The organism is Kribbella antibiotica (genome assembly GCF_004349055.1).
GTDB lineage: Bacteria > Actinomycetota > Actinomycetes > Propionibacteriales > Kribbellaceae > Kribbella > Kribbella antibiotica.
On the sequence record NZ_SMKX01000209.1, the window covers coordinates 1 to 13055 of the forward strand.

Sequence of the window (13055 nt, forward strand, 5' to 3'; positions counted from 1 at the left end):
GCGATGACGTGCTGGGGTACTGCTTGGGGAAGGCGGGGGCCTGGCAGGACGAGCCTTGGGATGGGGACGTCGTGGCGAAGGTTGCGGAGAAGATCTTTGCGTTTCTCGGGGCGGACAGTGTCGGGCTGAAGTGTGGGGCGACGCGCGAGGAGGCCGATGAGCTGGTTGATACCTATCCCGATGACGTGTCGAAGATGCCGTATATCGGGCGGTCGGGGTGGAACACGGTGCGGTTCGGGGGAGCGGTGCCGGATGACGAGGTGTTTGAGCTGATCGATGCGTCGTACGAGACCGTGGTGGCCAAGCTGCCGAGGAGCCGTCGCCCGACCGCGACCTGAGCAGTTTGCCGAGGGGGGTCGGCGAGTCGGGGCGTGGTGAACATGGTGAATTTAGCCTCGGGGGATGACTGAGCTGGTGGGGAAGAAAGCGCTCGTGACGGGGGCTACGTCCGGGATCGGGCGGGCTATTGCGCAGAGTTTCGCGAAGGCTGGGGCAGAGGTGATTGTCACTGGCCGAAGAGCTGAGCAGGGGAAGGAGACGGTTGAGCTGATTACGGGCGCCGGGGGAGTGGCGACGTTCGTGCAGGCTGACTTGGCGGAGATGGCTGAGGTTGAGCGGTTGGCGGAGGTGGTTGGTGAGGTGGACATCCTGGCCAACAACGCCGGCTATTACCCGATGGTCCCGACCGCTGCACTGACCCCCGACGAATATCAGCGTATCTATGACGTGAACCTGCGGAGCGCCTACTTCTTGACCGCCGCGATCGCGCCGCGGATGGCGGCCAACGGGGGTGGCGTCATCGTCAACACCTCGTCGATCGGCGCGCGGATCGGGATGCCGGTGGCGGCTGCTTACAGCGGGACGAAGGCGGCGCTGGAGTCGATGACGCGGTCATGGGCGGTGGAGTTCGGGCCGTCGGGTGTGCGGGTGAACGCGGTGTGTGCCGGTGGGGTTCGCACCGAGGCGCTGCTGGCGATGGTGCCGGAGGAGTTTCTGCAGGCGAGTAGTGCGCCCGCGCCGCTGGGGAGAGTCGGTACGCCGGAGGAGATCGCCGAGGTGGTTCTGTTCCTCGCCTCTCCGCGCTCCAGTTTCGTCACCGGCGCGGTGATCGTCGCCGACGGCGGATACAGCGTTCCCTGAGGCGTTCGGACACGGTCCGTGACTATTCCCAAACCGGTCTGTGATGATTTCGACAGGCGGACATGGCGTCCTGGATTTGGAGTCTGGGACGGCGACCCGTCAGACTAGGGGCGAAGAAGGGGAGTATTCCTTCGCGCTGGCATCGTCATCACGGTCGTGAGTTCACGCTCAGGCCCGGTGCCACCGGTCGGCCACGTGGTCGGCGGAAGAGACCTTCGGAGTCCTGTTTCGTCTGCGCTCCGGAGGTTACCCATGCACGTCGCTGACTACGTCTGGTACATCACGGTCGGTGTTCTGCTCGCATTGCTGGCCTTCGACGTCTTCATCATCGGCCGCCGCCCGCATGAGCCCACGACCCGCGAGTCGGCCACCGCGATCGCGTTCTACGTCGGTCTGGCGGTGGTCTTCGGGCTCGGTGTCTGGGTCTTCTCCGGCGGGCAGTACGCCGGGGAGTTCTTCGCCGGCTGGCTCACCGAGTACAGCCTGAGCGTCGACAACCTCTTCATCTTCCTGATCATCATGTCCAGGTTCGCGGTGCCGAGGAAGTACCAGCAGACAGCCTTGCTGATCGGCATCATCCTGGCGCTGGTCTTCCGCGGCGTCTTCATCGCCGTCGGCGCAGCGGCGATCAACGAGTTCTCCTGGATCTTCTACCTGTTCGGCGCGTTCCTGGTCTACACCGCGATCCACCTGGCCAAGCAGGGGGAGAACGACGATGACGACTACAAGGAGAACGCGGTCATCCGGTTCGCGAAGAAGCGGCTGAACGCGACCGACGAGTACAACGGCGTCAAGTTGACGGTCGTCAAGAACGGCAAGCGTCTCGTCACCCCGATGGCGATCGTCATCATCGCGCTCGGTACGACGGACCTGCTGTTCGCGCTCGACTCGATCCCGGCGATCTACGGTCTCACGCAGGAGCCGTTCCTGGTCTTCACCGCGAACGTCTTCGCCCTGATGGGTCTGCGCCAGCTGTACTTCCTGCTCGGTGACCTGCTGAGGCGTCTGGTCTACCTGTCGATCGGCCTGTCGGTCGTGCTCGCGTTCATCGGTGTGAAGCTGGTGCTGCACGCGATGCACGTCAACGAGTTGCCGTTCATCAATGGTGGTCACCACATCGAGTGGGCGCCCGAGATCCCGATCTGGTTCTCGCTCGGCTTCATCATCGTGACGCTGGGGATCACCACGGTCCTGAGTTTGCGCAAGTCCCGGATCTCGTCCGCGGCTGAGCCGGCCGCCGAGGTCGAGGACGTGCAGGACGTTCAGGACGAGCCGGCCGCCGAGTCGTCGGACGCCAAGAAGGCCTGAGTCAGAAGCGCGCCGCCGCGACCAACGTCGTACGGCGCTCTGGGGGAAGCGGCGCGTCTTCGAGCCGCTTCCCGGTCTCGGAGGCGTGCAGCATCCCGACCGGGGAGACGAAGCCGACGTGGTGGACCTTCGCATCCGGCCGGGCGAAGAAGTAGAGGTCGCCTGGCTGAGCCTCGTCGATCGGGACGTTCTCCAGCGTGTCCGCCTGGTCGTGCGCATCGCGCGGGATCCGCAGGCCGAGCACCCGGCTCACTGAATGCGTCAGCCCGGAGCAGTCCAGCCCGTACGCCGATGTGCCGCCCCACAGGTATTCCAGCCCGAGGAACTGCGCCCCCAGTCGCAGCCGGTCCTCCGGAGTGGACGGCTCCGCCACAGACCTCAGTACGTCGTTCGCCAGCCAGCCTGACCCACCATCCGGAGTGGCAACCCGCGTGTACCCGTCGGCCTGCTCCACCGACGCCAGCACCGTGGCGAACGACACTGTCATCAGCGGGGCACCAGCCACCGGCTCTGCGAGCAGGGGAGCGGTAGGCACGGTCACAGCGACCGGATCTGCCGCACTGCTCGGCAGCTCACCCAGATGGCTCGACGGCACCCAGCCCGGGTACCCGAGGGCATCGCCTGACGACGGCTGCCACGGTGCGAGGATCTCCGACCAGCCATCGCGCTCGGTGCGGACGATGACGGGCTCGGCGAACAGCAACTGGGTCAGTGTCCGGCCGTGCAGACCGAGGCGGCTCTCCGTGTCCATCGACTTCGCCCAGGCGGCGATATCGGGCTGCGCGGCGGTGGCGGGTGCGTCGACGTCACGGGGTGCGTCCGGTCCGGTCCACACCGTGGTGATCGGAACCTTGGCGGCGAGAAGCTTCATGCTGACAAGCCTGTCACGCCGAGGCCAGGCTCAAACGAAAGGTGGATCAGCGAGCCTTCGTACCGGATTCCGCCGATCACCGGTGCGTCACGCAGCCACCACGCCGCGTCGAGATCGTTGACCACCGAGGTCGGGTACGCCGCGACAAGGGCGGCCGCGGCACCGATTCCGACGTGACTCTCCATCATCGAACCGACCGCCGTACCGATGCCGTGTTCGCGGGCGAGCTCCAGCAGAGTCCGGGCCGGCGCGAGGCCGCCGCATTTGGCGAGCTTCACGTTGATCAGGTCGGCAGCGCCGTGCCGGATCACCGCGACCAGGTCGCGGACGCCGTACACGGACTCGTCGGCGAGGATCGGGGTGTTCACCCGGTCGGTCACCCAGGCCATCCCCTCGATGTCCCCGGCCACGACCGGCTGCTCGACCAGCTCGAGGTCGCAGTCCTCAAGCGCGCGGATCGCGGTCACCGCGTCGCGGCGCGACCACCCCTGGTTCGCGTCGAGCCGCAGCCGCGGCCCCGGCCCGATCGCGTCCCGCACTCGCCGGACCCGCTCCACGTCGCCGACCGCATCGGTGCCGACCTTCACCTTCAGTACGTCGAATCCGTCCGCGATCCGTGCCTTCGCGGCGGTCGCGAGTGCGTCGGCATCGCCGACCGAGAGCGTCACGTCGGTCGGCACGGTGTCGACTGTTGAACCGAGGAAAGCCTGCAGGCTGATGCCGAGTCGTCGTGCAGCGAGGTCGTGCAGCGCAACGTCGACCGCGGCCTTCGCGCCGAAGTTGCCCGCGGCAGCGTTTTGGACGCGGCGCAGGGCCTCGGTCAGATCATCCGGGCCGAGGCCGTTCAGCGCAGCAGCGATCGGTCCCTCGACACAAGCCTGGGCGCCCGCGAGCGACTCGCCGGTCACCTTCCAGACCTGCGGCGCCTCGCCCCAGCCGCTCAGCGAGTCGTGGCTGAGCTCGACCAGGAGCGAGTCCGCGTGCGTCGCGGTGCGCAGCGCGGTGATGAACGGCGTGTGCAGCGGCGCGGAGATCAGATGGGTGGTCAGTTTCATCGGATTGCTCCCAGGTCGTGCCGGTGGTTCCACGCTTCCAGCGCGATCTCCGCGATCAGCTGCTGCGCGCGCGCATCCGGCAGCTCGGACGTCGTACAGACGACGAGGACGAACGGGTCCGCATCCGGCGGCCGGACGATGCCGCCGTCGTGCCGAATGCGGCGGTCCCAGCCGTTCTTGTGCTCGACGCGGGTGCCGGGCGGGAGCAATGCGGGGAGCTCGCCGTTCCATTGGTTGCCGGCGAGCAGATCGCGCAGATACTGGTTGTCCACGGCAACGAGTACGCCGGCCAGCCCGGCCGGGCTCATCTCGTTGCTGATCCCGGCGGCCTGCGCTGCGCGGTCGTCGATGCCACGGCGGATCGCGCTGGCGCCGTCGCCGTACTCGGCCAGCACCGCCTGCGCCGCGTCGATGCCGACCTGTTCCAGGACCAGGTTCGTGGCCAGGTTGCTGGACAGCGTGATCATCTCGGTCGCGAGCCAGCCGAGCGGAACCTTCGTGCCCAGCTTGGTCCAGGTCTCCGGCGCCTCGTCCTCGGCCGCGTTCACGCCGAACCGCCCACCGGCCTGCGACGCGAAATCATTGTGGACGGCGATCGGCTGGTCGAGTGAGAGTTCGCCTGCCGCGACCTTGCGCAGCATCGCCATCGCCACCGGCAGCTTCATCGTGCTCGCGGAGTAATGCGTCCGCTCCGCGTTGTGCTCGAACACCGGCGTGCCATCTGGTCGCCCCAGCCAGACCCCGAACTCGCCGCTCCCGTCGACCGCCCGGAGCAGCTCCGCCACACCTTGACCACGCAGACTCATAGCGCCCAGCCTCGCATATTTCTTTCCGGGGTCGCACTCGGCCCTGAATATTTATTACCTGGCAAACTTCTCCGGGTGTCCACACCTTTCGGGCTCTTGCTCGGGTTCGTCGCCGACCGTGTCCTCGGCGATCCGCGGCGTTTCCATCCGGTCGCTGGGTTCGGGCAAACCGCGTCCCGGCTGGAGTCACGCCTGTACGCCGACTCGCGGGCGGCCGGTACGGCGTACACGACCGCACTGGTCGGATCGACGGTACTCGTCGGGGTTGCGGCGGAGCGGCTGACGCGCGGACGGCCGGTTGTGCACACGCTGGTGACGGCGGCTGCCACTTGGACCGTGCTGGGTGCTCGGAGTCTGGAGCGCGAGGCGGAGACCATGGCCGGGTTCCTGGAGACTCAGGACATCCCAGCGGCTCGGGACCGGCTCAGCCACCTCTGCGCGCGCGATGCGACGTACCTAGAAGCTGATGAGCTCGCCCGGGCGACGGTGGAGTCGATTGCCGAGAACACCTCGGATGCGTGCGTGGCACCACTGCTGTGGGGCGGAGTGCTCGGTGTACCGGGGCTGCTGGCGTACCGGGCGATCAACACGCTGGATGCGATGGTCGGGTACCGGTCGCCGAAGTACGCGAACTTCGGCTGGGCGTCGGCGCGGCTGGACGATCTGGTGAACCTCCTGCCTGCGCGGGCGTGCGCCGTACTGACTGGGGTGGTCGCAGGACGACCCGCAGAGGCACGGCGGGTGTGGAAGCGGGATGCGCCGCAGCACCCGAGCCCCAACGCCGGTCCGGTCGAGGCGGCGTTCGCTGGCGCGCTGGGGCTGTCACTGGGCGGGACGAACAACTACGGGTCCTATACCGAAGACCGTGGCACGCTGGGGGACGGGCCGACGCCGACAGTCGCCGACGTACGACGTACTGCCGTCCTGGCGCGGCGAGTCGGGGTGGCCGCGGCTGGTGCGGCCGCGATCCTGGCAGTGGCGAGAGGACGGTTATGGGGCTGAGTCGACGGCCGGTGCGGATCGCGTTGATGCGGCACGGCGAGTCCGAGGCGAACCTGGACAAGTCGATCTACGAGCGGGTTCCGGACCACTCTGTCGCGCTCACCGCGCACGGGTGGGAGCAGGCGGCGCAGGCCGGGGAGCAGTTGCGGGAGGTGTTCGACAACGAGCCGATCCGGGTCTACGTGTCGCCGTACCTGCGGACGCTGCAGACGCTCAAAGGGCTCGGTCTGGACGACCTGATCGGGATTGCCCGGGAGGAGCCGCGGCTGCGCGAGCAGGACTGGGCGAACTTCCAGGACACCGAGGACATCGAGCGGCAGAAGAAGCTGCGCGACGCGTACGGGCACTTCTTCTACCGGTTCACGCATGGTGAGTCGGGGTCGGATGTGTACGACCGGGTGTCCAGCTTCCTGGAGACGATGCACCGGGACTTCGAGCAGGCCGATGCGCCGCGCAATGTACTGCTGGTGTCGCACGGGCTGACCATGCGGCTGTTCTGCATGCGGTGGTTCCACTGGTCGGTGAAGTACTTCGAGACGCTGCGGAACCCGGCGAACGCCGAAACACGCGTGCTGCTGCGGCAGCCGGACTACCGGTACAAGCTGGACCGGCCGTTCGAGCGCTGGACGACGGATTATGTGCCCACGGAGAGGGAAAAGCAGCATGGTTGTAGAGCAGACCAGGCATGCGGCCATCGATCTGCTGCAGAGCCTGCGACCGGCGCAGCGGAGCCTGATCGAGGCGCCGTTCGACACACCGGACCACCAGGAGTGGACCTACCTGCCCGGCCTCCGGCCAGGACTGCCGTTGTCGGGGCTGGATCCGGACCAGCAGCAACTGGCGCTGAACCTGATCGCGCTGGGGCTCAGCGAACGCGGGCTGACCGATTCACTCGCCGTACTGGAAGCGGAGGTGATCCTGCGCGGGCACCCGGTGCCTGAGACGCCGTACTGGCAGGACTCCGCGGCCACACCGGGCTACTTCCTGCGCATCCTGGGTGATCCCACCAGCTTCGAGCCCTGGGCTTGGCGGCTGAACGGCCATCACCTGGCGATCCACGTCACAGTGGTCGGTGCAGCGATCTCCTTCACTCCGTCGTTCATCGGCTCCAACCCGGCCACGGCTCCCGATGGCCGCCGCTTCCTCGCCGCCGAGCACGACCTGGGCTTCCAGCTACTGCACGCGCTCGACGACAGCCAGCGAGCAGTAGCCGTCGTCTCACCCGATGCGCCCGACGACATCCTCACCCGCCACGACCCGGTCGCTGACCCAGCGCTCCTGCACCGAGGACTCGCGTACGGCGACATGACCGCCGAGCAGCGCCAGCTCCTCAGCCTCCTGGTCGGCCAGTACGTCGGCCGCGCAGCCGGCCCCATCGGCCTCCTCACCTGGCAGGACCTGACCGAGCAGGGAATCGAGAACCTCACCTTCGCCTGGACCGGCGAGACCACCCCCGGCATCGGCCACCGCCACTACTACTCCCTGGCCGCCCCGACCTTCCTGGCCGAGTACGACAACACCCAGGACAACGCCAACCACATCCACTCCGTCTGGCGCTCCCACCGCTCCGACTGGGGTACCGACCTCCTCGCCGCCCACTACGCCCAGCACCGCTGAGATAGGGTTCAGGCGTTAAGCGACGGCTGTGCAGGAACCCGGTGTGAGTCCGGGGCGGTCCCGCCACTGTGACCCACCGGCAACCACTGCTGTGGGAAGTCAGGAACTGCTGCTGTCGCACCTCCGGCCGGGGCGTGGATACCCCGAGGAAGGACCGGTTCAGCGTGCCCTCGAACCTGTTGCTGTTGTCTACTGCCGACACCGATCTACTGGCTGCGGCGGAGGCGGGGTCCGGCTGGAAGGTCGCCAACCCGGCCCGCCTGGAGCTGTCTGAGCTCGCTCCGCTGCTGGAGGCCGCCCAGATCGTGGTGGTGCGGCTGCTGGGCGGGAAGCGGGCTTGGGAGGACGGACTGGACGCGGTCATCGCGTCTGGGAAGCCTGCAGTGGTGGTCAGCGGTGAGGCGGCCCCTGACGCGGAGCTGATGTCGCTGTCGACAGTGCCGGCCGGTGCGGTGACCGAGGCGCTGGCGTACCTGCGTGAGGGTGGCGCGGACAACCTGCGGAACCTGGCCGGCTTCCTGAGCGACACCATCCTGCTCACCGGCGACGAATTCGACCCGCCTGCTGCACTGCCGTCGTACGGGGTGCGGGGGACCTTCACTGATGACGACCGGCCGGTGGTCGGGATCGTCTACTACCGGGCGCACGAGATCGCGGGGAACACCGCGTTCGTCGACACGCTCGCGGCTGCGGTTGAGGCAGCCGGTGCGCAACCGCTGGCCATCTACTGCGGGACCCTGCGCGGACTCGACGCGACGAGCGATGAGAACGCCGCGCTGTTCGAGCTGCTGCGCAAGTGCGACGTACTGGTCACCACACTGCTTGCTGCGGGCGGATCTGTCGCTGCGAACGCCAGCGCCGGGGGAGCGGACGACGCCTGGGATGCGGGCGCGCTCGCGTCACTCGACATCCCGCTGATCCAGGGCCTCGCGCTCACCTCGACCCGTGAGCAGTGGCTGGCCAGCGACGCGGCGATCAGCCCGCTCGACGCGGCCACGCAGGTTGCGATTCCTGAGTTCGACGGCCGGATCATCACGATCCCGTTCTCCTTCAAGGCGTACGACGCCGACGGGCTGGCCCGCTACGCGCCGGACCCGGAGCGGTGCACCCGGCTGGCCGGGATCGCGGTCGCGCATGCCCGCTTGCGGCACGTGCCGGTCGCCGAGAAGAAGCTCGCGCTCGTGCTCTCGTCGTACCCGACCAAGCACGCGCGCATCGGGAACGCGGTCGGTCTCGACACTCCCGCCTCGGCGGTGCAGCTGCTCGGGAAGCTCGAGGCGGCCGGCTATGACCTTGGCGGACTCGACCTTTCCGAGTTGCAGGGAGCCGACGGCGCTGACGGGCTGATCCACCGGCTGATCGCCGCCGGCGGTCACGACGTCGACTGGCTGACCGACGAGCAGCTCGCGTCCGCCGTCGCGACCATCCCGCTGGCGACGTACTCGACCTGGTTCGCCAAAACCCCGGAAACGTTGCAGGAGGCAATGATCGAGGCCTGGGGTGAGGCCCCCGGTTCCCTGTACGTCGACAACTCCGGACCCGAGCCCGCGATCGCGCTGGCTGCGCTCCGCTTCGGCAACGTCGTACTGATGATCCAGCCGCCGCGTGGTTTCGGCGAGAACCCGGTCGCGATCTACCACGACCCCGACATGGCGCCGTCGCATCACTACCTGGCGGCGTACCGGTGGCTTGAGAACGCACCGGCCGACGGTGGGTTCGGCGCGCACGCGGTCGTCCACCTGGGCAAGCACGGAACGCTGGAATGGCTTCCTGGCAAGGGAATCGGGATGGCGGCCGACTGTGCGCCGGACGCCGTGCTCGGAAACCTGCCGATGGTCTACCCATTCATCGTCAACGACCCGGGCGAGGGAACGCAGGCCAAGCGGCGCGCGCACGCGGTCGTCGTCGACCACCTGGTGCCGCCGATGGCACGGGCCGAGACGTACGGCGACATGGCGAAACTCGAGTACTTGCTGGACGAGTACGCGACCGTGCAGGCGCTCGACCCGGAGAAGGTGCCGACGCTGCGGGCGCAGATCTGGACGCTGATCCAGGCGGCCCAGCTGCACCACGATCTGCACACCGACGAGAAGCCTGATGACGAGGCGTTCGACGAGTTCGTGCTGCACCTCGACGGCTATCTGTGTGAGATCAAGGACGTGCAGATCCGCGACGGGCTGCACATCCTTGGCGGCGTTCCGGCCGATGAGGCGCGGATCAACCTGGTGCTCGCCGTACTGCGGGCCCGGCAGCTCTGGGGCGGTTCGTACTCGATCCCCGGCCTGCGGACCGCGCTGGGGGAGACCTTCGGCGTCGACGAGGCCGAGCTGCTTGCGAACCCTGGTCTGGCCGCAAACCTGACCGAGTTGGCGACACTGGCCGACCTGCCTGCGGTGAGCGGCGCCGACGGCGTCGACATCCTGGAGGCGGTCGCGCGCAAGCTCGTCGTCGCGATGGAGACTTTGAACTGGGACGCGGCGAAGGTGCCGGTCCTCGTCAGCGAGGTCATCGGCCGCCCGTCGGTCGGGGTCGAGTCGTCGCTGACCTTTGCGGCCACCGAGGTCGTGCCGCGCCTCAACCGCACCGATGACGAGCTCACCAACGTGTTGCGTGCGCTGGACGGTCGCTTCGTCGAGGCAGGCCCGTCAGGTTCGCCGACCCGCGGTCTGGTGAACGTGCTGCCGACCGGCCGGAACTTCTACGCCGTCGACCCGAAGGCGATCCCGAGCCGGAACGCGTGGGACGTCGGCGTCGCGCTGGCCGACTCGCTGCTGGCCCGGCACAAGACCGAGACCGGCGAATGGCCGCGCTCGGTCGGCCTCACGGTCTGGGGTACGTCGGCGATGCGGACCCAGGGCGATGACCTGGCCGAGGTGTTGTGGCTGCTCGGCTGCCGCCCGGTTTGGGACGAAGCCTCGCGCCGCGTCACCGGGTTCGAGGTTGTTGGCTTGGAGGAGCTGGGGCGGCCCCGCATCGACGTGACGATCCGGATCTCCGGCTTCTTCCGGGACGCGTTCCCGCACGTCGTGCAGCTGCTCGACGAAGCGGTCCGGACGGTCGCGGCGCTGGACGAAGATGCCGCCGACAACTACCTACGGGCCCATGTCGACGCAGACGTTGCCGCGGGCAACGACGTACGGTCGGCCACGGCGCGCGTCTTCGGCTCCAAGCCCGGCTCGTACGGCGCCGGCCTGCTTCCCCTCGTGGATGCGCGGAACTGGCGCACCGACGCCGAATTGGCTGAGGTGTATGCGGTCTGGGGTGGGTACGCCTATGGCAAGGGACTCGACGGCGCCGAGGCGCGCGGGTCGATGGAACGTGCCTACGCGCGGATCCAGGTCGCGGCGAAGAACGCGGACACGCGTGAGCACGACATCATGGATTCCGACGACTACTTCCAGTACCACGGCGGCATGATCGCGATGGTCCGGCACCTGACCGGTTCCAACCCGAAGGCCTATGTGGGCGACTCCGCCGTACCGGCGCAGGTTCGCACCCGCACGCTGGAGGAGGAGACCAAGCGGGTCTTCCGGGCGCGCGTGGTGAACCCGCGGTGGATGGCCGCGATGCGGCGGCACGGCTACAAGGGTGCGTTCGAGATGGCGGCGACCGTCGACTACCTCTTCGGGTACGACGCGACCGCGGGCGTGGTCGACGACTGGATGTACGAGACGCTCACCACCGAGTACGTCGCCGACCCGGAGATGGCCGAGTTCTTCCGCAAGTCCAACCCCTGGGCGCGGCACGGGATCGCCGAGCGGCTGCTCGAAGCCGCCCAGCGTGGCCTCTGGGCAGAGCCGTCGGCCGAAGCGCTGGAGACGTTGCGGAACGCAGTCCTTGAGACGGAGGGTGACATCGAGGACCGCGGCTGATTGGGTGGACGCATGGCGCGGATTCTGATCACCAACGACGACGGCTTCCAGGCACCCGGGATTCGCGCACTCGCTCCGGCGATCGCCGAGCTCGGGCACGAGGTGGTCGTCGTCGCACCGCTCGATGACCAGAGTGGTGTCGGCTCCGCTCGGACGGCGACGGTCAACCGCCCCATCCAGACTGTCGTCGAGGAAGCGGGCGGCATCAGCTACCGCGGGGTCGCCGGGACTCCGGCGCTTGCGGTGACGCTCGCCACGATCGGCGCGTTCGGACCGGCCCCGGATCTGGTGCTGTCGGGAATCAACCGCGGCCACAACATCGGCGTACCGATCTTCCACTCGGGCACTGTGGCCGCGGCGCTGACCGCAGCGGGCCAGGGGATCTCCGGCGTCGCGATCAGCATCGAAGGCGCGTCGCCGACGCACTGGGCAACCGCAGCGACGATGGCCGGCGAAGCCCTGACGTGGATCGCGTCGGAGCCGGCCGGGACAGTGCTCAGCCTGAATGTGCCGGACCTGCCGCTCGACCAGTTGGCCGGCGTCCGCCATGCTGCGCTGACGCCGATCACGCGCGAGCGCCTGGTCGCAACCACCGCCCCAACCGGCGAGCCGATGATCACCGTCGCACCGCCGCAGCCCAACCCGCCGGCCGACTCCGACGAAGCGTTGCTGCGCGCGGGCTACGTGACAGTCAGCCCGCTGATCGGCATCCGCGTGCTGCCGGAAGACGACGCCGCGATCGCACTGGCGAAGCGGCTCTCGTCGTACCGATGAACCTGTACGTCGCTGAGTACGGCGACCACGTCGGGGATGGTTGATCGCCGCTCCGGACAAGCCGGGCACGTTGTCTGGGGCTGGTCGCCGCGGCGGCCGCGTTACATAAAGAGCTTGGCTAGGCCCCGGCGGGTGGCTGAGGTAGTGGCGAGGTCGGCGATCGCGTTCCCGCTGCTTGAGGTACTCGCTATGGTTGCGGGCCGGTCGTGGGGAGGCCTGGAAAGTGACCCGCCGCTGTGGTGAAAAGCGCTGGCAACGAGGTCCGGGGTGCTGCCGCGCCCGGCTGGCCCCGGCCGCCCCTGGCCGCCGCGCTGGTTGGCACTTTTCGTCGCGGCGCTGTCCACTCGTCGGGGGTCTGTCGGCTGGGTGGTGGGCGTGAACAAGTAGTTGCCTGTCCCAGCCCACCGCTTCTTGTTCAAGCCCCCGGCTGTTGGCCCGGCTGGCCGCGCCGACCCGCACTACGCGTGAACTTTTCGGCGTATGGAGGCTGTTGCAGAATCGGCGTGGTGTTGGACTGTAACCCGGTGGGTGTTCGATTATTGGGTATGGCGAATGCGTATCGGCTGGTTGATCGTGGTCAGGGGTTCTTGTTGCCGCCGGACATGTCTGA

10 protein-coding genes, 1 pseudogene and 1 riboswitch are annotated in these 13055 nt (G+C 68.1%); of the genes and pseudogenes, 8 read left to right on the forward strand and 3 right to left on the reverse strand.

Annotated elements, in window-relative coordinates:
• From E1263_RS38955 to E1263_RS38965, 3 genes are all read left to right on the forward strand, one after another.
• On the forward strand, positions 1 to 338 hold a 338-nt coding region (locus E1263_RS38955; protein ID WP_337590295.1), incomplete at its 5' end, for an MmcQ/YjbR family DNA-binding protein.
• Between the two features lie 64 nt (positions 339 to 402).
• Positions 403 to 1140 carry an SDR family NAD(P)-dependent oxidoreductase gene (locus E1263_RS38960; protein ID WP_132176891.1) on the forward strand — a complete coding sequence of 246 codons (738 nt, stop codon included), beginning with the start codon at positions 403 to 405 and terminating at the stop codon, positions 1138 to 1140.
• A 252-nt stretch (positions 1141 to 1392) separates the two neighbouring features.
• Positions 1393 to 2448 carry a TerC family protein gene (locus E1263_RS38965; protein WP_132176893.1) on the forward strand — a complete coding sequence of 352 codons (1056 nt, stop codon included), beginning with the start codon at positions 1393 to 1395 and terminating at the stop codon, positions 2446 to 2448.
• A 1-nt stretch (position 2449) separates the two neighbouring features.
• On the opposite strand, the gene E1263_RS38970 is transcribed toward E1263_RS38965, so the two are convergent.
• Genes E1263_RS38970 through E1263_RS38980 form a run of 3 tightly spaced genes read right to left on the reverse strand, consistent with a single transcriptional unit; the run spans position 2450 to position 5180 of the window.
• The gene (locus E1263_RS38970) at positions 2450 to 3319 is read right to left on the reverse strand and encodes a C40 family peptidase (RefSeq protein WP_132176895.1); all 870 of its coding nucleotides are present in this window, start codon (positions 3317 to 3319) and stop codon (positions 2450 to 2452) included.
• A complete protein-coding gene (locus tag E1263_RS38975) occupies positions 3316 to 4374 on the reverse strand; it encodes a dipeptide epimerase (protein WP_132176897.1) in 1059 nt (352 codons plus the stop codon). Before E1263_RS38975 ends, E1263_RS38970 begins: the two co-directional genes overlap by 4 nt.
• The gene (locus E1263_RS38980) at positions 4371 to 5180 is read right to left on the reverse strand and encodes a serine hydrolase (protein WP_132176899.1); all 810 of its coding nucleotides are present in this window, start codon (positions 5178 to 5180) and stop codon (positions 4371 to 4373) included. The genes E1263_RS38975 and E1263_RS38980 overlap by 4 nt, the downstream gene beginning before the upstream one ends.
• A 75-nt stretch (positions 5181 to 5255) precedes the next feature.
• On the opposite strand from E1263_RS38980, the gene E1263_RS38985 reads away from it, so the two are divergent.
• The 5 genes and pseudogenes from E1263_RS38985 to surE all read left to right on the forward strand — a co-directional run bounded on the left by E1263_RS38985 (position 5256) and on the right by surE (position 12445).
• The gene (locus E1263_RS38985) at positions 5256 to 6182 is read left to right on the forward strand and encodes a cobalamin biosynthesis protein (protein ID WP_165956905.1); all 927 of its coding nucleotides are present in this window, start codon (positions 5256 to 5258) and stop codon (positions 6180 to 6182) included.
• A gap of 26 nt (positions 6183 to 6208) precedes the next feature.
• Positions 6209 to 6709 (forward strand): annotated as a pseudogene (locus E1263_RS38990) (phosphoglycerate mutase family protein); the annotation flags it as partial.
• 136 nt (positions 6710 to 6845) lie between these two features.
• Positions 6846 to 7799, forward strand: coding sequence for a DUF3500 domain-containing protein (locus E1263_RS38995; RefSeq protein ID WP_132176903.1), 954 nt, complete (start codon positions 6846 to 6848; stop codon positions 7797 to 7799).
• A riboswitch (cobalamin riboswitch) is annotated at positions 7787 to 7928 on the forward strand. (Overlaps the previous gene by 13 nt.)
• Before the next feature lie 35 nt (positions 7929 to 7963).
• Positions 7964 to 11671, forward strand: a complete 3708-nt coding sequence (gene cobN / locus E1263_RS39000) for a cobaltochelatase subunit CobN (RefSeq protein WP_202869267.1) — start codon at positions 7964 to 7966, stop codon at positions 11669 to 11671.
• 12 nt (positions 11672 to 11683) lie between these two features.
• Complete coding sequence (surE, locus tag E1263_RS39005; RefSeq protein WP_132176905.1) at positions 11684 to 12445, forward strand: 5'/3'-nucleotidase SurE; 762 nt, start codon at positions 11684 to 11686, stop codon at positions 12443 to 12445.
• Positions 12446 to 13055: the final 610 nt, after the last annotated feature.